This window comes from Acidimicrobiia bacterium, from assembly GCA_040881685.1.
Lineage (GTDB): Bacteria > Actinomycetota > Acidimicrobiia > IMCC26256 > PALSA-555 > SHVJ01.
Map to the genome: position 1 here is coordinate 20,286 of JBBECS010000015.1, position 22,403 is coordinate 42,688.

The following is a 22,403-nucleotide window of genomic DNA, read 5'->3' on the forward strand; positions in this document are numbered from 1 at the left end:
GTCATGGTCGCCGGGTGGCGGTGTCGGGGGTGGCGTGCGTGTCTCTCGTCCCGGTGCCGTCATCGCCGTGCTCTCTGCGGCCTCGGTCACGGGATGGTGGCTCGGTGACCAACGAAGCGCGGCCACCCCACAGGTGCGCGTCCTCGAGGTGATCGACGGCGACACGATCGTCGTCGCATTCGACGACGGGCACACGGACACCGTTCGGATTCTTGGTGTCGATACTCCTGAGACGCACCACCCGACCAAGGGCGTCGAGTGCTTCGGTCCCGAGGCGGCCGCCTACACGGAGCGTCGGTTGGCGGGAAGGACTATGCGGCTCGAGGGCGATGTAGAACCACGCGACCTGTACGACCGTCGGCTCGCGTATGTGACCGTCGATGGTCACCGCTTTGATGACGAGCTGTTGCGCCGCGGCTTCGCGCGACTGCTGGTGATCGAGCCCAACCGGGCTCACGCTCGTGACTTGCTCGCCGCCGAGCTCGAGGCGCGGCGTGCGCGCCGCGGCCTCTGGGCGGAGTGCGGGAGCGAGTGACTCAGCTCGCGTGGCGACGGACGAGGTCCAGCACGGCCTCGGCGTGACGTTCGACTTTGACCGGACCGATCCCGGGGACCGCGAGCAATGCGTCGCGCGTGGCCGGTTTCACCGATGCCACGGCCTTCAGCGTCGTGTCGTGGAAGATCACGTACGCCGGGACGCCTGATGCGTGCGCGAGGTTGCGTCGCCACTCCACGAGTGCGCCGAAGAGTTCTCCGTCGGGTTCGAGCTCGGCGTCGTCGGTGACCGCGCGGGCGAGCTGGGCCCGAGCCCGAGCGAGACCGCTCGCACCGTTGGCAATCGGCGCGGGCGCGCCCCCTGCTGAGCTTGCCGCCTCGATCGGGCTGAGCCACGGGCTCCGCGCTCGGCGGACGGTTCGGAGCCCCATGGTGCGCTCCTTTGCGTACGACAGGTGCAAGCACTGCTCGGCGCGGGTGAGCGCCACGTACAGCAACCGTCGCTCTTCCGCGCGCTCGGCCGGGGTCTCCGCGTGTGCGATGGGTACGTAGCCACGCTCGAGGCCGGTCACGAACACCGTGTGGAACTCGAGGCCCTTGGCTCGGTGGAACGTGAGCAGCTCGACCGTATCGCCGCCGGGCTCGGGTGCTTCACCGCGGAGGGCGGCGGCGAGATAGGCGACGAAGCCGTCGACGGCTCCCGGCCCCGCCTCGACGGCCAGGTACTCGTGCGCGAGGCGGACCAGCGCGTCGACGTGTTCGCGTTGTTGTTCGGGCGCGTCGACGGCATCGGCCTCAAGGTCGATCACATGCTCCGCGAACGATCGGCTCGGCACGGCTTTGGCCGACTCGCGAAGGCGCTGGAGTGCGCTTGCGACCTCGGGACGCTCCAGGAACCGGGCGTCGCCGCGCACCTGGAACGGGATGCCGGCACGCGTGAGCGCCTCTTCGAACACGGCTGACTGCGCGTTCGTGCGGTAGAGCACCGCCAGCGAGGACCACGCCACGTGTGGACCGTGCGCGGTTCGCAGCGCGTCGGCCACACCTGCGGCCTCGGCGGCGTCATCGTCGTACGCCGTGACGGTGGGCGCGGGGCCGCGCGGCGAGACGGCGCGGCGTGCCGGGCGCGGCCGGCCGGCATCGGCCAGGAGCGCTTCTGCCGCGGCGACGATCTCCGGCGAAGAGCGGTAGTTGCAGTCGAGGCGCACCACATGACCCCCGCCGAACCGGCGCGGGAACTCGGTGAGCTGCGTGGCGTCGGCCCCGGCGAAGGCGTAGATCGCTTGGTCGGGGTCGCCGACCACACACAGATCGTGACGATCGCCGAGCCAGCCGCGCAGGAGCCGGGCCTGCGCCGGCGTGATGTCCTGGAACTCGTCCACGAAGAGGTGCCGGAACCGCCATTGCTGTGTGGCGGCGAACTCGGTGTCTTGCTCGAGTGCATCGGCGCAACCCCACACGAGGTCGTCGAAGTCCACGAGGCGCTTCCGGCGCTTCTCGCGCTCGTAGCTCGCGTAGATGTCGGCGACCTCGCTGGCCGGACGCGGCGTGTCACGACCCGAACGGGTCGCGGCCTCGACGAAGCCGTCGGGCGTCACCAAGCGCGCCTTGGCCCATTCGATCTCACCGGCGAGGTCGCGGGCGGCCACCGCCGCGGCCGCGCCGCGCCCACCTACGAGCGGGACGAGCAACCGCGCCTTGCGCGCCAGGACAACCGGCGTGTCACGACCGCGCTCCCCAGCGCGGCGCCGCAACTGCGCCAGAGCAACCGCATGGATCGTCCCCGCAGTGACCCCCTCGACTCCCAACGTCCGGAGTCGAGTCTGGAGCACGCCCGCAGCCTTGCGAGTGAACGTGACCGCAAGCACATGCTCCGGATCGAGCCCGCCGGTCCGCGCCCGCCAAGCAATCCGCCGCGTGAGCACCCGAGTCTTCCCAGCCCCAGCCCCAGCCAAAATCGCCAAAGGCGCAGCCTCAGAAGTAACCGCCCCCCTCTGCCCCTCATCCAGCCCGTCGAGAAGCGCGGCGCGGTCCGGCACGTCCATCGGTCGAAGGTACGACGAGGGTGCGACACCGCCGCGGATGGGCTCTTCGACTCTTCAGCGGGGGCCATGGGATTTGTCCCGCCGCATTTGCGGCACCAAAGCCGCCCCGAGCGAAGCGAGGGAGGCGAGGGGGAGCACGAGGCGGGGCGAACCCCGAGGCCCCGCAACAACGTCCGGCGCGCAACATCCGGCGCGCGGCCTGCCCTTCCCCGTGAACAAAGTTGGGCCCCGAGTAGCCATTGCGCCGGAGCGCTCCGGACTCCTCGGGGCCCATTCCCTTTGCACCAAGTCTCCACGTGGCGTCGCACCCGGGTGGGCGCGCCCGCCGCCGTTGCCGCCTTCCGGGCGGGACACCCGGTCGCCGGTCTCGACATCGGCACCGGCTCGCCGACCCGAAGGCCAGCTCGCCGACCATCGACGCTTCCGACCCGTCTTCCGCTGGGTTCCTCGGGTTGCCCCTCGGAGGTCCGCACCGGTCCCGTGCCGTTCGCGTCGTCGGCATTGGGCACAGTAGGGACGTCCCGTCAACCGGTCAAGAGGAAATTCGCCCCAGAGAGCAGGCGAGCGCCCGGAGGCCCGCCGGGTATCCCGGCGGCGAGCGAGCGCGACCAGCAAAGGGACGTCGAGAAGATTTCGAGAACGCGTTACCGTGCCGCGCGCCATGGTGAAGGTGTCGCGGCCGCGCTTCGAGGAGCTGGTTGCCGACGCGCTCGACGGGATCCCGCGGGAGATCTGGCTCGAGATGGAGAACGTTGCCGTGATCGTGGAGGACTGGCCGCGACCGGATCAGGTTGCGACGCCCGGCGGCACGTTGCTCGGTCTCTACGAGGGTGTCCCCATGACCAAACGGAGCCCGCTCGGGTACAACGGCGCGATGCCGGACCGGATCACCATCTTTCGCGGGCCACTGTGTGCGCGCGCACGAGACGAAGACGACCTCGCCGCCCAGGTCCGTGTCACCGTGCTGCACGAGGTTGGGCACTACTTCGGGATGAGCGACGCGCGTCTGCGCGAGCTCGGGTGGGCTTGAGGGAGCGCTGTGGCTGACCGGTGGCGCAACTGGGCCCGAAATCAGGAGTGCCGACCCGAGGCGGTCGAGCACCCAGCCTCCGAGCTCGAGGTGGTCGAGGCGCTGAGTCGCGCTCGGGCTGCAGGTCAGGCCGTGAAGGTCGTGGGCGCTGGCCACTCGTTCACCGATGCCGCGTGCACCGATGGCCGCTTGCTCTCGCTCGAGCACCTCGATCGCGTGGTGGGGGTCGACGAGGAGGCTGAGACCATCACGGTCGAGGCCGGCATGAGCATCAGCCGGCTCAACCGGGAGCTCGCCGCGCGGGGTCTCGCGCTCCCGAACCTGGGCGACATCGACAAGCAGTCCATCGCTGGCGCCATCGCAACCGGGACGCACGGAACGGGCGGCGGGTTCGGTGCACTCGCCACGTTCGTGAGCGCGATGGAGCTCGTGACGGCTGACGGCGAGGTGCTGCGCTGCTCGGCTTCAGAAGAGCAAGAAGTGCTGCATTGCGCGCGTGTTGGCCTTGGTGCGCTCGGTGTGATCACCAAGGTGACGCTCCAAGGCGTCCCTGCATTCAACCTCCACCACATCGAGCAGCCGCGCCCCCTGGCGAGCGTGCTCGCGGAGCTCGAGGAGGCAGTCGCCGCCAACGACTACTTCGAGTTCTACTGGCTGCCTCACACTGATTCTTGCGCGACGATCGCCAACAACCGGACCGACGAACCGGTACACGAGAAGAGCGCCTACAAGCGGTGGCGCGCGGAGGTGTTCTTCCCGAACGTGTTCTTCGGCGCGCTCGTCGCGGCCGGCAAGGTCGCACCGACGCGCATCCCGAAGCTCGCGGAGGTCGTGGCTGGGAACCTCGGCCGCACGGAGCTGGTGAATCGCAGCGACCGCATCTTCATCAGCACGCGGCTCATCCGGTTCGTGGAGATGGAGTACTCGATCCCTCGCGACCATGCCGTCGAGGCAGTGCTCGCGATTCGGGACCTCATCGAAGACGAGGACCTGCTCGTCTCGTTCCCGATCGAGGTTCGCTTCGTCGCCGCCGACGATGTGCCGCTCAGCATGGCAAACGGTCGCGAGTCGTGCTTCATCGCGGTGCACATGGCGCGCGGTGTGGCGTTCGATGAGTACTTCCGGGGCGTCGAGCGGATCATGACGGGTTTTCGCGGGCGGCCACACTGGGGGAAGCTGCATTTCCAGAGCGCGGCGGAGCTCGGGCCGCGCTACCCGGAGTGGGACCGGTTCCTCACGTGCCGCGCGCGCCTCGATCCCGATGGTCGATTCGCCAATGCGTATCTGGACCGGGTCCTCGGTCCGGTCTAGAGGCGGCGGACCGCGAAGGGGGTCGGTAGAGTCCCGGCCATGGCGTATCCCAAGCACCTCATCAACGAAGGCGAGTCCGTCGCCCTCGACCTCCGCCCGCACTGGTGGTTCTTCTCGAAGCACATCCTCACGGGCATCCCCCTCGTCATCGGGATCGTGCTCGTGACGCGGATCAACGACGACGACGTCAAGGATGTCCTCACCTACGTCGTCGGCGGCGCGGCGATTGTCTGGGCGCTCTGGCTCCTCGTGAAGTTCCTCGCGTGGAGCCGCACTTTCTTCGTGATCACGGACCAACGGGTGATCTTCCGCACCGGCATCCTCACGCGCCACGGCGTGGAGATCCCGCTCGAGCGGATCAACAACATCAACTTCCACCAAGGGATCTGGGAGCGGATCATCGGAGCCGGTGACCTCGAGATCCAGTCCGCCGGAGAGCAGGGCACGAGCCAGTTCTCCGACATCCGTCACCCCGACGGCGTGCAGCAGGAGATCTACCGGCAGATGGAGGGTGACGCGAAGCGCGATGCCGGTCGCGGTGCCGATGCCATCGGCAAGGCAGTCGCCGAGGCGGTCGCGAAAGGCGGGTCGAGCATCCCCGACCAGATCGAGCAGCTCGCCAAGCTCCGCGACAAGGGCACGATCACCGAAGCGGAGTTCGAGAAGAAGAAGGCGCAGCTCCTCGACAAGATGTAGTTGCGCGGGGGTTAGGAGCCGAGATCCACCTGGTGGATCAAGCCACGTTCCTTGCCGCCGTCTTCGATCACCGCGAGGTTGTCGACCGCCAACTCCCAGTCGAATGAGCGGTTCTCCAAGACCTGCATGATCTCGGGCAGGTGCTCACCGGCCCGCGGACCTTGAGCGAGGGTCACGTGCGGGACCCACGCATCGGGCGCGTAGTACGGCAAGCCAACACCGAATCCCGGTGTGCACCTCGCCCAGATCTGCTCGTGAAGCTCGTTGAGCTCGTCCGTGCGCGTCACCGACACGAACACGACCGGCTCGGTGCCCGTAAACACGTCGAAGCCCTTCGTCGGCACCTGGAACGGCGTCCGGTTGGCGCTCACGTCGTCGAGCTCGGGCCCCAGCGCGTCGAGGTCGTACTCATCAGCGACCACGTGGTACGAGAAGTGGATGAAGGGCTTCACGTAGCGAGGCCGCAAGCCGAAGCGTGCCTCGAGCTCCGACCAGATCGAGCGAACCTCATCGGCGTGCTCGTGGTCGATCAATGAGACGAGCGCGTTCACGGGTCGAGGCTACGCCGCGCGGCCGCCGAGGCGCGGGCAACGAACGCGCTGGGTTGGAGTCCAGTGCCCTTCTGGTAGCGCTCGACCGTTCGCGCGAGCACGTTGTCGGCGCGGTTTCGCTGGCACAGCGCCACGACGCAGCCGCCGAAGCCGGCACCGGTGAGCCGGGCGCCGTACGCCCCGTCGTCGACCAGCAGCTCGACGAGCAGATCGAGCTCTGGAGTCGACACCTCGAAGTCGTCGCGCAAGCTCGCATGGCTGGCCAGGAGGATTGGCCCCAGCGAATTGACGTCGCCGGACCGAAGCGCGTCGGCGAACGCGACCACGCGAGTGTTCTCGGTGACCACGTGGCGCGCCCGCGGATCGTCGCGCACCTGCTCGAGCGTCGCGTCGCGGAGGGTCTTGACGCCGAGGTCAGTCGCGGCGCGCTCGCAGGCAGCGCGTCGCTCTCCGTACTCACTCCTGGCGAGGGTTCGCGGCAACCCGGAGTGCACGACGAGGACCGCGAGCTGCGCAGGGAGCGGGATCGGCTCGACGTCAAGGCTCCGACAGTCGATGAGAAGCGCGTGACCTAACTCGCCGAACAACGACGCGAGCTGATCCATGAGCCCGCCAGGCACGCCCGTGGCCCTCACCTCGGCGTCGAGTGCGGCACGGGCCGCGTCGCGCCGGTCGAACTCGAGGCCACCGGCGTCCGCGAGGCCGAGCGTCAGGGCGACCGCGAGTGCTGAGCTCGACGAGAGCCCAGATCCGGCGGGCACGGTCGACGACACCGAGAGCTCCAGGCCCGGAAGACGTGCGCCACGCTCCGTGACGACCTGGACCGCTCCGGCCACGAAGCGGCCCCACGCGGGCTCGATCGTGCTCGGCTCGTCGTGGCCGTCGGCCGCCACGTCGAGCACACCGTCGACGTCGAGCGACTGCGCGCGGACACGGTCTCCCGGGACGGTCTCGACGCTGAGCACACAGACGCGGTCGATCGCCATCGGGAGCACGAACCCCTCGCAGTAATCCGTATGGTCGCCGATCAGGTTCACGCGCCCCGGCGCGCGCCACTTCGTGCTCATGGTGCATACTCGCGCCATGCAGAGGATCAAGAACTCCTGGGAGCTCGGCAAGATCTCATGGTCGGTGCTCAAGTCGGACCGAACGCTCACGTGGTTCCCCGTCCTCTCGGCGGTCGCGGCGCTAATCATCATCGGCGTGTTCGGTGGGCTCGTCGCGGCAACCGGGGTCGACTCGCGCGATGGCGGCGACAGCCTCGAGGGCATCGCCTACGTCTTCATCTTCGTGGGCTACATCGCGCTCGCGTTCGCCACCACATATTTCATGGGCGCGTTGGTGCACGCCGCGAACGAGCGGCTCGATGGGCGCGAGTCGAACTTCGGCGCGTCGATGAGCGCAGCGTCAGCCAAGATCCATCGGATCCTCCCGTGGGCTGTCCTGTCGGCCACGGTGTCCGTCGTGCTCCAAGCCATCGAAGAGCGCCTCGGGTGGTTCGGAGTCTTGATCGCGCGGCTGCTCGGTGCCGCGTGGGCGGTGGTCACGTTCCTCACCGTTCCGGTGATCATGTTGGAGGATCTGGGACCGATCAGCGCGCTCAAGCGGTCGGGTCAGCTCCTCAAGAAGTCGTGGGGTGAGAACCTCGCCGCGCAGGCCGGCTTCGGGCTTCTCGGCATCGTGGCGATGCTTCCCGGCCTGATCGTGCTGGGCCTCGGCATCGCCTCGGGCAGCACCGTGGTCGCAATTGCGCTCGGAATCCCTGCCGTGGCGTGGCTGGTGGCCGTGATGGTCGTGATCTCGGCGATGAGCGGCATCTTCCGCACCGCGCTCTACCGCTTCGCGGTGGACGGCACCGCGCCTCCTGCCTTCGCAGACGCCGACCTCGGCAACGCGTTCGGTGAGAAGCGCCAGCGCGGCGGCGGCTGGCTGAACTAGCCCGTCGTCAGGCGAGCGCGGGCAGCACCTCGGCGGCGAAGCGGTCGAGGCCGTCGAGGTCGAACGGCGCCCGCAGGGCGATCATCACCCAATCGGCACCCGCGTCGGCGTACTCGCCGAGCCGGTCCACGATCTCGTTCGTGCTGCCGGTCAGTGCGCTCGGACGGATCCAGTCGGTCATCCCGCCGAAGCGCTCGCCCAACTCGTCGTCGCTCCAGGCGAGCGTGAGGTTCACCGACTTCTCGATGCTTGCGGGGTCTGTGCCGACGTTCTCGCAGTGGTCGGTGAGCACCTGCACCTTGTGCCGGTACACGTCGGGGGGGATGAATGGCACGTTCCACCCATCGGCGTGCTGTGCCGCGATGCGCAGCGTCACCTTCTCGCCGCCGCCTCCGATCCAGAGCGGGAGCCGATCCTGCCGCGGCTTCGGGTCGCAGCGCGCGTCGCGCAACTCGTAGAACTCGCCGGAGAAGGTCGCCGACTCCTCAGTGAGGAGCAAGCGCATCACCTGGATGGCCTCGTCGGTGCGCCGCAGCCGCACGGGCACGGGTTCGAACTCCATCCCGTACGCGGCGAACTCACCCTGGTGCCAGCCCCCACCGAGACCCATGGTGATGCGACCGTCCGAGAGGTGGTCAAGTGTTACTGCCGCGTTCGCGAGCACCGCAGGGTGCCGGTACGCGACGCAGTACACCAGGCTGCCGCAACGCACGTGCGCCGTCTCGAGCGCGAGTGCCGCGTGCGCCGCGACTGCCTCGAAGCACACCGAACCCGACGATGTTCCCTCCGCCGTCACGGTTGCGTCGGCCGCATAGAAGTGGTCCCAGATCGAGACCCACCCGAACCCCCGCGCGTCAGCGAGTCGCCACAACGCGCGCAGCTCGTCGACCGTCGTGTTCTGGAGGCCTGTGTGCACGCCGAACCTCATGCCGGGAGGCTAGAGGTACCGTTGGACGTGATGCTCGAGATCGATTCCTGGCCGGACCTGCGCGACCCGATCCTCGTCGCCGCGCTCCGAGGATGGGTGGACGCCGGTGAGGCTGGCGCGCTGGCGGCGGGGATGCTCGCGTCGCAGCTGGACGGCGCGCGTGTGTTCGGGAGCTACGACCTGAGTGATCTCGTCGACCTGCAACAGACGCGCCCCACTGTGTCCCTCGTCGACGGCGCGACGCGGCACATCACCTGGCCCGTGGTCGAGCTCACGGCCGGACGCGCCGATCGTGACGTCGTGGTGCTGACCGGCCCGGAGCCGTCATTGCGTTGGCCGTCGTTCGTGGAGGAGCTCACCGACGTTGCCCGTCGCCTGGGTGTCACGCAGGCCTTCACGCTCGGCGGCATGCCTGCCGTCGCGTCGCACCGGTTGCCGGTGAGCGTGCTCGCCACAGCCACGAGCCACTCGCTCGCGCAGGAGGTGGGCGCCATCCGGACCGATTACAGCGGCCCGACCGGCGTGCAGACCGTGCTCCAGCAGTCGCTCGGCGAGGCGGGCATCCCCGCCGTCGGCCTGTGGGCGCAGGTGCCCCACTACGTGTCGGGGAACGCGTCACCGCCCGCGGTGAGGGCGCTGCTCGAGCGGGTCCGCGAGATCGGCGGTGTGCGCGTCGACCTCACCGAGCTCGACGACCAAGCCGAGTCGTACGCCGAGAAAGTCGAGGAAGGGCTGGCCGACCGACCCGACGTCGCAGACCTCGTGCGCGCGATCGAAGCGCAGACTGCCGACGAAGTCTCCGGCGACGACATAGCCGCCGAAATAGAACGCTTCCTGCGCGAGCAGTAGCTCCGAATGAGCTGTGGGTTCTTCCTCTCGTCATACAGAAGAAATGGGTGCGCCCAGGGGTCGGCTTGAGGGCGGCAGGCCGGCGATGGTGGCGGTGGCCGTGGGCCGTCAGGCGTTGAAGTGCCGGAGGGCGGCAGGCCGGGGCAGGGACGGCCCACCGCCCATCCGGCGACGACCCGAGTGGCGCGAGCGACGCGTCACCGGGGCCGAACGCGCGTCGCGCGTCGTGCAGCGGCGCAACGCTCCCTCGTACCCTCCGAGTATGCGCCCGCTCCGGGTGGCCGGTCCAGCCGGACCGGTGGGCATTGCAGGGTCCCGGACAGGTAAAACCTTGGTATGAGTGTCGTGCGCATCAATGCCATCAGTGTCCCCACCGAACGCGCCGAGGAGCTCGAACGCAGGTTCGCCGCTCGGGCGGGGGAGGTGTCGGGTTCGCCCGGGTTCGAGGCTTTCGAGCTCCTGCGGCCCAGCGACGAGCGCGATGTGTACCTCGTGTACACCCGCTGGAGGTCCGAGGAGGACTTCAACGCGTGGGTGAGCAGCCCGGCATTCGAGCACGGTCACCGAGCGCACGCGACCGAGGGGCCGGTCACCAGCCACAGCGAGCTGTGGTCCTTCGAGGTGATCCAGCACGAGGAGGCGAGCGACCGTGGGACGGGTACCCCGGACCGCAGCGAGCCGGGGCCAGAGCGGCCCGGCGCGAAGCGCCGAGAGCGGAATCAGGAGTCGGCCGCGGGCTGAGGGTGCACCCGCCCGCCTGCACCCATGAAGACGCTCCGCGACTTCCACGAGATCTGGGCGTACGCAGCCGTTGGCGCGAACGGCGTCGTGGGGATCGCCGCCCTCGTGGCCTGGCGGGTCGTCGAGGCCCGCGGCCGCTGGCTTTGGATCGCGGTCATCTCGGCCCAGGCCGCGATGATGGTGCAGGTCGTGATCGGAGTGATCCTTCAGAGCGGCAATGACTACCGCGCCGAGGACTTCCATATGTTCTATGGGTTCCTGGCCTTCCTGACCGTCGGGTTCGCCTACCAGTACCGCACACAGATGCGCGGTCGGCGCGAGCTGCTGCTCGGGCTCGCCGAGCTCTTCCTCATGGGCCTTGGCGTCCGGGCCATGCTCCAGACCTGATCGTGAGGTTTCGATGAGTGAGCGCGTGCGCGTGCTGTTGCTCTTCGGAGGGCGGTCGGCCGAGCACGACGTGTCGCGAGCGAGTGCCGTGTCCGTAGCCCGCGCCCTCGACCCAAAGCGCTACGAGGTCGTGCCCGTCGCCATCACGAAGGAGGGGTGCTGGCTGCTCGCGGGTGAAGCGCGTGCTGCGCTCGAAGGAGCCCGAGACGAGCTGCCCGCAGCCTTCCGCGTCGAGGGACTTCCCGTGGCGGAGATCCCCGACCCGGGCTCGCGCGCCCTCGTGCCGCTCGATGCGGGCGCGCTCGACGCCGACCAGCCGATGGAGTTCGATGTGGTGCTCGCGCTCTTGCACGGTCCCTACGGCGAAGACGGAACTGTGCAGGGCCTCTTCGAGCTCGCGGGCGTGCCGTACGTGGGGTCGGGGGTCGTTGGGTCGGCCGTCGCGATGGACAAGGTGATGATGAAGCGCGCGTTCGCAGCCGTCGGGCTTCCCAGCGCACGTTGGCTCGCGTTCCGCGATGGGCATGATCGCGACACGCTCGCGCGAGAGGTCGAGTCGACGCTTGGGTATCCGTGCTTCGTGAAGCCGGCGAACCTGGGATCGTCAGTGGGCGTGTCGAAGGCTGGCAACTCCACGGAGCTCCAAGGCGCGCTCGACGTCGCCCTGGGCTTCGACGAGTGGGCGCTGGTTGAAGAGGCAGTGGTCGGGCGCGAGATCGAGGTGGCCGTGCTCGGCGACGATCCTCCTGAGGCGTCCGTCCCGGGGGAAGTGGTTCCGGCGGATGACTTCTACTCCTACGCCGACAAGTACGAGGACGACGCAGCCAAGCTGCTCGCGCCGGCACCGCTGGAACCGTCACAGGCTGACGACGTGCGTGCGCTCGCCGTTCGGGCGTTCGACGCGTGCCGGTGCGAAGCCATGGCCCGCGTCGACTTCTTCCTCGAGGAGGAAGCTCGCGATGGCGGTCCGGGAAGGGGATTCCTCGTGAACGAGGTGAACACGATCCCCGGGTTCACGACGATCTCGATGTACCCGCGGCTCTGGCAGGAGTCGGGACTGAGCTACTCGGCACTCCTCGACCGACTCATCGACCTCGCATTTGCTCGCCATGAGCGGCGCGTGAACCGCGCCGGTCGACAGCGGGACGACTGAAACGCGCTACAAGTTGACGACTGGGCAGGTGAAGGTGCGCGTGATGCCCTCGACGCCCTGGATCTGGGAGACGACGAGCTTGCCGAGGTCGTCGAGGCTTTCCGCCTTGGTGTGCACGATCACGTCGTACGGGCCGGTGACGTCGTCGGCCGAGACCACGCCTTTGATCTTGCGGACCGACTCGGTCACGTGTGCTGCTTTGCCGACTTCCGTCTGGATCAGCACGTAGGCCGTGATTCCCATGCAGGCTCCCCTCATCTCCGCTCGCGCGTTGACGTTGCGAGCACGCTCGCCGGGAGCGTAGCCGTGACCGCGGCGATCGTCTTCAGCGACCGTGTCGAGGCAGGGCGACGCTTGGGCACCGAGCTCGTTTCCCGGCCCACGCCTGCGGACGCGATCGTGTGTGGCATCCCGCGAGGCGGTGTCGTGGTGGCTGCGGAGGTGGCGCGAGCCCTCGCCCGACCGCTGCGCGCGGTCGTGGCGCGCAAAGTCGGTGCACCCGGTCACGAGGAGCTGGCGGTCGGCGCCGTGGGACCAGACGGTGTCGCCGTGCTCGACGAGGACCTCCTGCGCCGACTCGGCGCTGACCGTGGCTGGATCGAGAACGCGCTCGAGCGCGCGCGTGCAGAAGTCTCAGCTCGCGTTGCCGAGTTTCCTGGCGTCGTGACGGCACCGGCCGTGCGCGGGTGTTCGGTGATCGTCGTGGACGACGGTGTGGCGACCGGTTCGACCGCGGCCGCAGTGGGCCGATGGCTCGGGCACGCCGGGGCTACGCACCGGTTGCTCGCCTTGCCCGTCGGCCCGCCGGACACCCTTGAGCAGCTGCGCGCCGACTACGACGAGGTGCTCGCGCTCGCGGCTCCGGCCGCGTTCATGGCCGTCGGCCAGTTCTACCGAAACTTCACCCAGACGACCGACGACGAGGTCCGGCGACTGTTGGGTGGGTAATGCGGCGCCGGAGGCGCTGGCCAGGGAGAGAGCGACCGCGGCGCACGTATCGTGCGTCGCAGTGAGCGACCGAGTTCAGGTGAGGCGTTCTTCGAGGGCGGCGAGCTCGTCACGCAGCTCGGTGGGGAGCCGGTTGCCGAACGAGGCGAAGTGCTCGTGGATCGTCGGCACCTCCCGACGCCACTCGTCGGCGTCCACCTGGAGCGCCTCCGCCACACGGGCTTGATCGGTGCCGGACAGGCCGTCGAGCGCGAGATCCTCCGCCCGCGGCACGGCGCCGATAGCGGTGTCGGACGCGTCGGCGTCGTCTTCGAGCCGGCGGCAGATCCACTCGAGCACCCGTGAGTTCTCGCCATACCCCGGCCACAGGAACTCACCGTCGGCGTCCTTGCGGAACCAGTTGACGCCGTAGATACGCGGGAGCTTCGACTCGTCTGCCCGTTCGGGCATCGAGAGCCAGTGCTTGAAGTAGTCACCCATGTGGTAGCCGCAGAACGGCAGCATCGCGAACGGGTCACGGCGCAGCTCGCCGAGCGCGCCGAACGCAGCCGCGGTCTGCTCGGAGCCCATGGTTGCGGCCACGAATACACCGTGTCGCCAATCACGCGACTCGAACACGAGGGGCACGGTGGTTGCCCGGCGGCCTCCGAACAGGAAGGCCGAGATCGGGACGCCTTTCACGTCGTCGTACTCGGGAGCGACGATCGGGCATTGGTCGATCGGCACGCAGAATCGCGAGTTGGGGTGTGCGGCGGGCGTGTCGGACTCCGGAGTCCAGTCGTTGCGCTGCCAGTCGGTGAGATGACTCGGCACGGGGCCGTCGATCCCCTCCCACCACACGTCGCCGTCGTCGGTGAGCGCGGTGTTGGTGAACACGGTGTTGCGCTCGATCGTGCGCATGGCGTTCGGGTTCGTCTCGTGGTTCGTTCCGGGCGCCACGCCGAAGAAGCCGTTCTCGGGGTTGATCGCGTAGAGCCGACCGTCGGCGCCGATCTTCATCCATGCGATGTCGTCACCGACGCACTCGGCCTTCCAGCCGGGGACGGTGGGGATGAGCATGGCGAGGTTGGTCTTGCCGCACGCGGACGGGAACGCAGCGCCGATGTAGAAGGTCCGTCTCTTGGGTGACGTGAGCTTCAGGATCAGCATGTGCTCGGCGAGCCAGCCCTCGTCGCGGGCGATCACCGATGCGATCCGCAACGCGAAGCACTTCTTCCCGAGCAGCGCGTTGCCTCCGTAGCCCGACCCGTACGACCAGATCTCCCTGGTCTCCGGGAAGTGCACGATCCACTTGTCGTTGGGGTTACACGGCCAGATGGAATCTTCCTCGCCGGGCTCGAGTGGCGCACCGAGCGAGTGCAAGCAGGGCACGAACGGTCCGTCTTCGCCCAGCACGTCCAGGGCGGGGGTACCGGCGCGGGTCATCGAGCGCATGCTCACGGCCACGTACGGAGAGTCGGTGAGCTCGACGCCGACGTACGACAGTGGCGAGCCCAGCGGGCCCATGCTGAACGGGACCACGTACATCGTCCGTCCCCGCATCGAGCCCTGGAACAGCCCCTGGAGCTTGGCCCGCATCTCGGTGGGGTCCATCCAGTTGTTGGTGGGCCCGGCGTCGACCTCGCGCTCCGAGCAGATGAAGGTGCGGTCCTCCACCCGGGCGACGTCGCTCGGGTCGCTCGTTGCCCAGAACGAACCAGGCCGTTTCTGGGGATCCAGCTCGACGAGCGTGCCCGCCTCGACGAGCTGCTTGCACAGGAGCTCGAACTCCTCGTCGGAGCCGTCCAGCCAGTGGACCGACGTGGGCTCGCACAGCTCAGCCATCGACTCCACCCAGGCGAGCAGGCGGGGATGGGTGGTCGGAGCGTCGATCAGGACCGACACGGCGAGGAGAAGCCTCCTGGGCGAGAAAGGTCCGGGAATCCTACCGGTGTCCCGTCAGGCGGGCCGAAGCCGGTGCCCGGAGCAGACCGGTGGGTAGGTTGCACCCGTGAGCTGGCTGTCGTGGGTGGTGGTGGGGTTCCTCGCCGGCATCGCGGCCAAGGCGGTGACCGGTCAGCACCGGCCCGGATGCCTAGGCACGATCGTGGTCGGGATCGTGGGCGGGCTGCTCGGCGGCGCCATCTTCAAGGCGGCCGGCGACGAGGGCATCAACGACTTCAGCTTCCGGAGCCTGCTCGTCGCCTTCGTCGGGGCGAGCATCCTGCTCTTCGTGTGGAGCGCGCTGAGCAGCCGCGACCGCGCGTAGCGCCGACTGGCCTCAGACCTGGGCGGTGGGGAGGCCCATGTCGGCTTCGGCGCCGATGCGCACGTTGATCACGCGGCCGTCGGCGTCGAGCTCGAAGTTCACGCGCTGGCCCTGGCGCAGCATCCGGAAGATCGACCCGGCGAGCGCACCCGACGCGAGCACGAGCTCAGCCCGGTCGGCGTCGCGCACGACGATCCCCTCGCCGGTCTGCGGGTCGTAGGTGCGGACGACGCCCTGCATCGTCAGGGCTTCTGCACCTTGCCCGCCTTCAGGCAGGAGGTGCAGACGTGCAGGCGCTTCGGGGTGCCGTTCACGACAGCCCGGACCTTCTGCACGTTCGGGTTCCAGCGCCGCTTCGTGCGCCGGTGGGAGTGGCTGAGGCGCATGCCGAACTGCGGCTTCTTGCCGCACACCTCGCAGACCGACGCCATGACAGATTCCTCGCAAACTCGGGGGACAGGAGCGAGCGACCGCGAGTCGGGTATCCCGGCTCGCAGCGAGCGACCCATGTGGGGGCGATGGTAGCAAGCGCTCTGGGCCCCGCTCGGTTGGCGCGCCACTACGATTCCGCTGCGAAATGGGGGACACGGGCACGCTGACCGAGTTGGACGGGGCCGCCCTGGCGCGGGTCGTGGCCACGTACCGCGACGCCTTGCGCAGCCATCAAGAGGAGCTCAACCGGCTCAACGTCTACCCGGTGCCCGATGGCGACACCGGCACGAACATGGCACTCACGATCGAGTCGGTGTGCACCGAGGTCGGCAATCGCACCCGGATGGATGACGTGTGCAAGGCGATGGCCCACGGATCGCTCATGGGTGCCCGCGGCAACTCGGGCGTGATCCTGTCGCAGATCCTGCGCGGGCTCTCCGAGGTGTTCGCCACACTGCCGGCCGTCACCGCCGAGCATCTGACCGCGGGGCTGCGCCAGGCCGCCGACGCGGCGTATCAGGCGGTCATGCGGCCGGTGGAGGGCACGATCCTCACCGTCGTGCGCACCTCGGCCGAGGCGGCCGAGGCCGCGCGTGACGACGGCGCCAAGGCGTTGTCCGGCCTGCTCGAGCGCGTGACTGCCGCGGCGCACGACGCGGTGGCGCGCACTCCCGACCTGTTGCCGGTGCTCAAGGAAGCAGGCGTCGTCGACGCAGGCGGCCACGGCTTCGCGTTGATGCTCGACGCGTTCCTGCACATCGTCGACGGTCGCCCGCTGCCGGAGCCGCAGATCGTCACGAAGCCCGCGGCGATCGCCGCGCATGAGCGTGGCGTCGACGTGTCGTCCTTGCGGTACGAGGTGATGTTCCTGCTCGAGGCCGACGAAGCGACGATCCCCGCGCTCAAGGAGACTTGGAGCGGCCTCGGCGACTCGATCGTGGTGACCGGCGGCGACGGTCTCTGGAGCTGCCACGTCCACACCGACGAGATCGGTGCCGCGATCGAAGCGAGCATCGAGGCGGGCCGACCGTCGAAGATCCGGGTGACCGACCTGATCGACCAAGTCGAGGAGGAACAGTGGGTGCGCGAAGCCCGGGCCCAGGAACCGCTGGGCGAAGCCGTCGAGCCGGTCACGACTGCGGTCGTGGCCGTCGCGGTCGGTGAGGGGCTGCAACGCCTGCTCCGCAGCGTCGGCGTGCACGAGGTGGTTGCCGGTGGTCAGTCGATGAACCCGTCGACCGCGCAGATCCTCGAAGCGGTCGATCGGGCCCGGGCCGATGCGGTGGTCGTGCTCCCCAACAACAAGAACATCGTCGCGGTGGCCCAACAGGTGGACGACCTCACACAGCGCTCGGTCGCGGTCGTGCCCACGCACGCAGTGGTGGAGGCGCTCGCCGCGCTGGTGGCGTACGACCCCGACGCACCGCTGAAAGACAACATCTCGGCGATGACCGACGCAGCGGAACGCGTGCAGGCGGGCGAGATCACCCAAGCCGTGCGCGACAGCGTCGCAGAATGCGGTCCGATCGCCGAGGGCGACTGGATCGCGCTCACGCGCGACGGGATCCAGCTGACGGCTGCGTCGGCGTTCGACGCCGCGGTCGGGCTCCTCGAGCGACTCGTGAACGAAGAGAGCGAGCTCATCACCGTGCTCGTCGGTGCCGACGCCCGCAGCGCCGACACCACCCGCCTTCGAGAGCACGTGGGGCTCGAGCACCCGCACGTCGAGCTCGAGGTCCACGCGGGCGACCAACCCCTCTATCCGTACCTGATCGGGGTTGAGTAGAGCGCAGTGGAACCGTCCTCGGATGAGCGGGACGGTGAAGCGGAGCGACCCATAATGGCGACCTTGTGAATGAGCGCGTCGCGGCGGGGATCACCTTGCGCGAGCTGCGAGACAAGCCTGCGTCCGACCTGCGCGCGGTGGGTTCGAAGTTGGCGACCCGGCTCGAGGCGATGGAACTCATGAGCGTGCTCGACCTGCTCGAGCACTACCCGCGTCGGTATCACGACCGCACCAAGGTCCAGGACATCGCCGAGCTGGCGATCGGCGAGGAGGCGACGGTCACGGGTGAGGTGAAGAAGGTCTCGGTGCGTCGACCGCGCAACCGCCGCCCCTTGGTGGAGATGGAGGTGTTCGACGGCACCTCCTACCTGCGGCTCACGTTCTTCAACCAGGAGTACCGGGCGAAAATCACGGAAGGCACCGAGATCTCGGTCTTCGGCAAGGTCGACCTGTATCGCGGCCGGCGTCAGATGGTGAACCCCGCGCTCGACGTGCTCGGCAATCCCGGCGAGCAGACGACCGGCGTCCTGCTCCCCGTGTACCCCCAGTCGGGGAAGGCGGGTGTGCAGACGTGGGAGCTCCGGAAGGTTGCCGCGGAGCTGCTCCAGCGCGTTCGTGCTCGCGGGTTCGCCGACCCGGTTGATGTGGGCGTGCTTCGAGCGCGCGGCCTCGTCGATCGAACGACCGCCTATTCGGCGATCCACCGCCCTGAGACCTTGGGCGAAGTCGAGGTCGCCAAGGCGCGCCTCACGTTCGACGAGTTCCTCCGCATGCAGGTGGGCCTGGTCGCGCGCAAGCGTGCGCTCGAGCGCGATCGAAGTGGCATCGAGCATCAGGTCGACGGTCCGCTCGTCCCGGCGTTCCACGCCGCGCTCCCGTTCCCGTTGACTGACGACCAGCAGCGCGCGATCGCCGAGATCGGCCAGGACATGGCCGCGCCTGCGCCGATGCACCGGCTGCTCCAAGGCGAGGTGGGATCGGGCAAGACCGTGGTGGCGCTCACCGCGCTCCTGATGGCCGTGCAAGGCGGCTACCAAGGCGCGTTCATGGCGCCGACGGAGGTGCTCGCCGAGCAGCACGACCTCACGTTGCGATCGCTGCTCGACGGCCTGCACGTCCCGGCCGAGGGCAGCCTGCTGGGCGACCGGCCCATCGGCGTCGCCCTGCTCACCAACCGCACCGCGGCCGCCGAACGGCGCCGCATCGCCGACGGCTTGCGCTCGGGAGAGATCGACATCCTCGTCGGCACGCACGCGCTGATCTACGAGGGGGTCGAGTTCGCGCGCCTCGGCGTAGCGGTGGTCGACGAGCAGCACCGGTTCGGCGTCGAGCAACGCGACCTGCTGCGCGGAAAAGGTCCGCGGCGAGCGTCCCAAGGGGCGGCGCCGGGTATCCCGGCGCCTAGCGAGCCTGCCGAATACGGGGGATCCGACGTGCTCGTGATGACAGCGACGCCGATCCCACGGACGGCGGCGATGCTCATCTACGGCGACCTGGACCGCTCCGAGCTGCGCAGTCTCCCGGCCGGCCGTTCGCCGATCACCACCGAGATCGTGGGCCCGATGCCGATGGAGCGCACGCCGGTCTACGAGCGCCTGCGCGCCGAGGTCGACGCCGGCCGCCAGGCCTACGTCGTGTGCCCGCTCGTGGAGGGTTCCGAGAAGCTCGAGGCCAAAGCGGCGACCGAGGAACACGCGCGGCTCGCGGCCGAAGAGCTTGCAGGGTTGCGCCTCGGCCTGCTGCACGGGCAGATGCCGTCGCGAGACAAGGAAGCGATGATGACGCGCTTCCGAGCGCACGAGATCGATGTGCTCGTCGCCACCACCGTGGTCGAGGTCGGAGTTGATGTGCCGAACGCGACCGTGATGATCGTCGAAGATGCTGATCGCTTCGGGCTCCTCCAGCTCCACCAGCTGCGCGGTCGCATCGGTCGCGGCGCGCACCGTTCGTGGTGCTATCTGCTCGCCGATCCGGTCACGAACGAAGCCAAGGCGCGACTCCAGGCGATGGTCAACTCCTCCGACGGCTTCGAGCTCGCGGAGCGCGACCTCGAGATCCGCGGCGAGGGCGCGGTGTTCGGCGAGCGGCAGTCGGGCTGGAGCGACCTCAAGCTCGGTCGCCTCCCGCGCGACGAGCCGATCGTGATGGAGGCCCGCGCCGTGGCCGAGTCCATCCTCGGCGCCGACCCAGAGCTCGAACGACATCCGCAGCTGCGTGAAGAGGTCGAGGATCTGCTCGGCGACGCGGTCGAGTTCCTCTTCAAGAGCTGATGAAAGGACGCTTGCGGGTAGTCGCTGGTGAAGCGGGGGGACTGCGTCTCGTCGCGCCGCCCAACTCGCGCCCGACCACCGACCGCGTGCGCGAGGCGCTCTTCTCCGCGTTGGGACCGGATCCCGTCCAGGATGCCGTCGTGCTCGACCTGTTCGCGGGGAGCGGCGCGCTCGCAATCGAAGCGCTCTCGCGTGGCGCACAGCGAGCGGTCCTCGTCGACGTCGATCGTGATGCCGAGGCGGCATGCGAGCAGAACATCCTGACGACCCGGTTCATGGATCGTGCGCGGGTCGAGCGCACCACCACCGAGCAGTTCCTCAGGCATCCACCCGTCGAATCGCCCTTCAACCTTGTGCTCTGCGATCCGCCCTACGAGCTGCCGGATGCGGAGGTGGCCACGGTGCTCCACTCGTTGCACGCCCCTGAGTGGCTGATGGGCGACGCACTCGTGGTGGTGGAGCGGGCGGCGCCGACCTGGGAGCCGCCCGAGGGGTGGACGACCTCGTGGCAGCGCGGGTACGGCGATACGCTCGTGACGATCGTGCACGTGTCGTCCTGACCCGACGAAGGAGGGATCGGCGTGGCAACGGCGCTCTGCCCGGGCTCCTTCGATCCCGTCACCAACGGGCACCTCGACATCATCGAACGCACGGCGCGGCACTTCGACACGGTGATCGTCGCGGTCATCCGCAACCCGCAGAAGTCCCAGTCGCTCTTCACCCTCGAAGAGCGCCAGGAGATGCTGCACGAGGTGACCGCCCACCTGTCCAACATCAAGATCGAGTTCTTCAAGGGGTTGCTCGTCGAGTTCGCCAAGGACCACGGCGCGTCGGCCATCGTCAAGGGGCTGCGGGCCATCTCCGACTTCGACTACGAGCTCCAGATGGCGCAGATGAACCAGAGCCTGTCGGGCATCGACACCTTCTTCATCTCCACGAGCCCGCAGTACTCGTTCCTCTCGTCGAGCCTCGTGCGCGAGGTGGCGAAGTTCGGTGGCGACGTGTCGAGCATGGTTCCCGCCGTCGTCGCGAAGCGGCTCGACGCCCGCTTCGGGGGGCCCAGCCGCGACAAGGCATGAGCCGAGCATTCGCGCCGCAGGTACCCTGCGGCGCACGAGGCGGGGCCTCAGCGGCCCGGCGCGAAGCGCCAGGAGCGGGAAGGTGAGTGACCCGGGCCTCGGCCTCCCCCGATCATCGATCGCCGGTGCGCGTGGCCTCGAAGACCTCCTGTACGACCTGCGGGAGCTGATCGAGACGGCGCGCATGATGCCGATGTCGGCGTCTGTGCTCGTCAACCGCGACGAAGCGCTCACGCTCATGGAAGACGTGGTGGCGTCGCTCCCTGGTGAGCTGCGCGAAGCCCGCTTCTTGCTCAAGGAGCGCGACGAGTTCCTCGCCGAGGCCCAGCGCGAGGCCGCGGCCCTCATCGACTCGGCGCGGGTGCAAGCCGAGCGCATGGTCGAGCGGACCGAGATCTCGCGCGAGGCCCACCGCACGGCCGAGGAGATCGTCGCCAACGCCGAAGCCGACGCGCGTCGGTTGCGCCACGAAGCCGAGGACTACATCGACGCGCGGCTCGCGGCCTTCGAGGCTGGCCTCGAGCGGACGCTCGCGACGATCCGCAAGGGGCGCCAGCGTCTCCAGGTACCGCTCCCCGCGCCACACAGCGAGGACGACGAGCTCGCTCGCGATGTCTTCGACCAAGACACCTAGATGGTCGCGCTCGGCCCGTTGAGCCCGTTCGGCTGCTCCGACGGTAACTGGGAAAATCTGGAAATCGGCGGTCGCTGCTAGGATCAGATGCCCACCTCGAGCGGGCTCGGTGGAGCCGTCGGACCACCGACGGAGGCGTTGCCTCGGCTCCCCCGCTCGAGCCACCTACGCACGGCCGCGGGCCGGCCGTCAGGCCATGTCCGGATTCCGCATCGATGTCGCCGACCTGCTGTCGCACCCCGGTTCGCGGCGCGAGCTCACCCTGGCCGAGCCCGTCGCCGACTTGGTCGGCTCGGCGGCGCGCGTCGAGGGGCCGGTGCGGCTGGATCTCGCGCTCGAGCGCATCTCCGAGGGCATCGTGGCTCGCGGTATGGTGACCGCCCATTGGCAGGCCGAGTGCAGCCTCTGCCTCGGCGACGTCGAGCGCAGTCTCGAAGCGCACGTCGACGAGCTCTTCGAGCCCACCCCGGTCGAGGGCGAGACCTACCCGATCCAGGGCCACGAGATCGACCTGGAGCAGCTCGTGCGCGACGTGGTGCTGCTCGATCTGCCGCTCGCGCCGCATTGCGAACCGGAGTGTGTGGGGGCGTTGCCCGAGATCAACGACGACGACGACCCCACCGATCCCCGCTGGGCCGCGCTCTCCGAGCTCGAGCTCTGACACCCGCCGCGAAGACCCGACCCGAGGAGCACACCACGCCATGGCCGTCCCGAAGCGCAAGATCCCGAGGGCCAAGACCCATTCGCGCCGGTCTGCGAACCGCAAGCTCGACGCGCCCGCGCGCTCCGTCTGCCCGAACTGTCAGACGGTGAAGCAGCCGCACATCGTGTGCCCGAACTGTGGTTGGTACAAGGGCCGCCAGGCCGTCGAGGTGCAGTAGC

Annotated in this window: 26 protein-coding genes; 18 read left to right on the forward strand and 8 right to left on the reverse strand. The window is 68.9% G+C overall.

Going from position 1 to position 22,403, the window contains the following annotated elements; translation table 11 throughout:
• Positions 1-34 precede the first annotated feature (34 nt).
• On the forward strand, positions 35-535 hold the full coding sequence (locus WEE69_03515) for a thermonuclease family protein (protein ID MEX1144355.1): 501 nt from the start codon (positions 35-37) through the stop codon (positions 533-535).
• 1 nt (position 536) lies between these two features.
• On the opposite strand, the gene WEE69_03520 is transcribed toward WEE69_03515, so the two are convergent.
• Entirely contained in the window at positions 537-2,540 is a 2,004-nt protein-coding gene (locus WEE69_03520; protein MEX1144356.1) for an ATP-dependent DNA helicase UvrD2, read from the reverse strand.
• A gap of 661 nt (positions 2,541-3,201) precedes the next feature.
• Here WEE69_03520 and WEE69_03525 point away from each other — a divergent pair.
• Genes WEE69_03525 through WEE69_03535 form a run of 3 tightly spaced genes read left to right on the forward strand, consistent with a single transcriptional unit; the run spans position 3,202 to position 5,577 of the window.
• A complete protein-coding gene (locus tag WEE69_03525; GenBank protein MEX1144357.1) occupies positions 3,202-3,570 on the forward strand; it encodes a metallopeptidase family protein in 369 nt (122 codons plus the stop codon).
• Positions 3,571-3,579: 9 nt separating this feature from the next.
• A complete protein-coding gene (locus WEE69_03530) occupies positions 3,580-4,881 on the forward strand; it encodes a D-arabinono-1,4-lactone oxidase (protein MEX1144358.1) in 1,302 nt (433 codons plus the stop codon).
• A gap of 39 nt (positions 4,882-4,920) precedes the next feature.
• Positions 4,921-5,577: a PH domain-containing protein gene (locus WEE69_03535; protein ID MEX1144359.1), complete on the forward strand. Its 657-nt coding sequence runs from the start codon at positions 4,921-4,923 to the stop codon at positions 5,575-5,577.
• 11 nt (positions 5,578-5,588) lie between these two features.
• Here WEE69_03535 and WEE69_03540 read toward each other — a convergent pair whose 3' ends face one another.
• Together WEE69_03540 and galK are read right to left on the reverse strand one after the other, a co-directional pair.
• Positions 5,589-6,128, reverse strand: coding sequence for a 2'-5' RNA ligase family protein (locus WEE69_03540; protein MEX1144360.1), 540 nt, complete (start codon positions 6,126-6,128; stop codon positions 5,589-5,591).
• Entirely contained in the window at positions 6,125-7,195 is a 1,071-nt protein-coding gene (galK, locus tag WEE69_03545) for a galactokinase (protein ID MEX1144361.1), read from the reverse strand. The genes WEE69_03540 and galK overlap by 4 nt, the downstream gene beginning before the upstream one ends.
• 16 nt (positions 7,196-7,211) lie before the next feature.
• Between galK and WEE69_03550 the strand changes: the two genes are divergently transcribed.
• Entirely contained in the window at positions 7,212-8,066 is an 855-nt protein-coding gene (locus WEE69_03550) for a DUF6159 family protein (protein MEX1144362.1), read from the forward strand.
• A 7-nt stretch (positions 8,067-8,073) separates the two neighbouring features.
• Here the strand turns inward: WEE69_03550 and WEE69_03555 are convergent, their stop codons facing one another.
• Positions 8,074-8,994: a TIGR03619 family F420-dependent LLM class oxidoreductase gene (locus tag WEE69_03555; GenBank protein MEX1144363.1), complete on the reverse strand. Its 921-nt coding sequence runs from the start codon at positions 8,992-8,994 to the stop codon at positions 8,074-8,076.
• A gap of 30 nt (positions 8,995-9,024) precedes the next feature.
• Between WEE69_03555 and WEE69_03560 the strand changes: the two genes are divergently transcribed.
• From WEE69_03560 to WEE69_03575, 4 genes are all read left to right on the forward strand, one after another.
• Complete coding sequence (locus WEE69_03560) at positions 9,025-9,843, forward strand: PAC2 family protein (protein MEX1144364.1); 819 nt, start codon at positions 9,025-9,027, stop codon at positions 9,841-9,843.
• A 336-nt stretch (positions 9,844-10,179) separates the two neighbouring features.
• Complete coding sequence (locus WEE69_03565) at positions 10,180-10,584, forward strand: antibiotic biosynthesis monooxygenase (protein ID MEX1144365.1); 405 nt, start codon at positions 10,180-10,182, stop codon at positions 10,582-10,584.
• Between the two features lie 24 nt (positions 10,585-10,608).
• Entirely contained in the window at positions 10,609-10,971 is a 363-nt protein-coding gene (locus WEE69_03570; GenBank protein MEX1144366.1) for a hypothetical protein, read from the forward strand.
• 13 nt (positions 10,972-10,984) lie between these two features.
• A complete protein-coding gene (locus tag WEE69_03575; protein ID MEX1144367.1) occupies positions 10,985-12,124 on the forward strand; it encodes a D-alanine--D-alanine ligase family protein in 1,140 nt (379 codons plus the stop codon).
• A gap of 6 nt (positions 12,125-12,130) precedes the next feature.
• Here WEE69_03575 and WEE69_03580 read toward each other — a convergent pair whose 3' ends face one another.
• Positions 12,131-12,367, reverse strand: coding sequence for an Lrp/AsnC ligand binding domain-containing protein (locus tag WEE69_03580; GenBank protein ID MEX1144368.1), 237 nt, complete (start codon positions 12,365-12,367; stop codon positions 12,131-12,133).
• Between the two features lie 63 nt (positions 12,368-12,430).
• Here WEE69_03580 and WEE69_03585 point away from each other — a divergent pair, with 63 nt between their 5' ends.
• Entirely contained in the window at positions 12,431-13,072 is a 642-nt protein-coding gene (locus WEE69_03585; GenBank protein MEX1144369.1) for a phosphoribosyltransferase family protein, read from the forward strand.
• A 75-nt stretch (positions 13,073-13,147) separates the two neighbouring features.
• Here the strand turns inward: WEE69_03585 and WEE69_03590 are convergent, their stop codons facing one another.
• Positions 13,148-14,956 carry a phosphoenolpyruvate carboxykinase (GTP) gene (locus WEE69_03590; protein MEX1144370.1) on the reverse strand — a complete coding sequence of 603 codons (1,809 nt, stop codon included), beginning with the start codon at positions 14,954-14,956 and terminating at the stop codon, positions 13,148-13,150.
• Between the two features lie 106 nt (positions 14,957-15,062).
• Here WEE69_03590 and WEE69_03595 point away from each other — a divergent pair, with 106 nt between their 5' ends.
• Positions 15,063-15,320 (forward strand): GlsB/YeaQ/YmgE family stress response membrane protein, encoded by a 258-nt coding sequence (locus WEE69_03595; protein ID MEX1144371.1) that lies wholly within the window; start codon positions 15,063-15,065, stop codon positions 15,318-15,320.
• Positions 15,321-15,332: 12 nt separating this feature from the next.
• On the opposite strand, the gene WEE69_03600 is transcribed toward WEE69_03595, so the two are convergent.
• Entirely contained in the window at positions 15,333-15,560 is a 228-nt protein-coding gene (locus tag WEE69_03600; GenBank protein MEX1144372.1) for a cold-shock protein, read from the reverse strand.
• 2 nt (positions 15,561-15,562) lie between these two features.
• Positions 15,563-15,751: a 50S ribosomal protein L28 gene (gene rpmB, locus WEE69_03605; protein MEX1144373.1), complete on the reverse strand. Its 189-nt coding sequence runs from the start codon at positions 15,749-15,751 to the stop codon at positions 15,563-15,565.
• 146 nt (positions 15,752-15,897) lie between these two features.
• Here rpmB and WEE69_03610 point away from each other — a divergent pair, with 146 nt between their 5' ends.
• The 7 genes from WEE69_03610 to rpmF all read left to right on the forward strand — a co-directional run bounded on the left by WEE69_03610 (position 15,898) and on the right by rpmF (position 22,402).
• The gene (locus WEE69_03610; protein ID MEX1144374.1) at positions 15,898-17,538 is read left to right on the forward strand and encodes a DAK2 domain-containing protein; all 1,641 of its coding nucleotides are present in this window, start codon (positions 15,898-15,900) and stop codon (positions 17,536-17,538) included.
• Between the two features lie 65 nt (positions 17,539-17,603).
• Positions 17,604-19,808, forward strand: coding sequence for an ATP-dependent DNA helicase RecG (gene recG / locus WEE69_03615; GenBank protein ID MEX1144375.1), 2,205 nt, complete (start codon positions 17,604-17,606; stop codon positions 19,806-19,808).
• A complete protein-coding gene (gene rsmD / locus WEE69_03620) occupies positions 19,808-20,368 on the forward strand; it encodes a 16S rRNA (guanine(966)-N(2))-methyltransferase RsmD (protein ID MEX1144376.1) in 561 nt (186 codons plus the stop codon). The genes recG and rsmD overlap by 1 nt, the downstream gene beginning before the upstream one ends.
• A 21-nt stretch (positions 20,369-20,389) precedes the next feature.
• Positions 20,390-20,887: a pantetheine-phosphate adenylyltransferase gene (gene coaD / locus WEE69_03625; GenBank protein MEX1144377.1), complete on the forward strand. Its 498-nt coding sequence runs from the start codon at positions 20,390-20,392 to the stop codon at positions 20,885-20,887.
• 82 nt (positions 20,888-20,969) lie between these two features.
• Positions 20,970-21,521, forward strand: coding sequence for an ATP synthase F0 subunit B (locus WEE69_03630; protein ID MEX1144378.1), 552 nt, complete (start codon positions 20,970-20,972; stop codon positions 21,519-21,521).
• Positions 21,522-21,717: 196 nt separating this feature from the next.
• Positions 21,718-22,182, forward strand: coding sequence for a DUF177 domain-containing protein (locus tag WEE69_03635; GenBank protein MEX1144379.1), 465 nt, complete (start codon positions 21,718-21,720; stop codon positions 22,180-22,182).
• Between the two features lie 40 nt (positions 22,183-22,222).
• Positions 22,223-22,402, forward strand: coding sequence for a 50S ribosomal protein L32 (gene rpmF, locus WEE69_03640; protein MEX1144380.1), 180 nt, complete (start codon positions 22,223-22,225; stop codon positions 22,400-22,402).
• The last annotated feature ends 1 nt before the right edge of the window (position 22,403 follow it).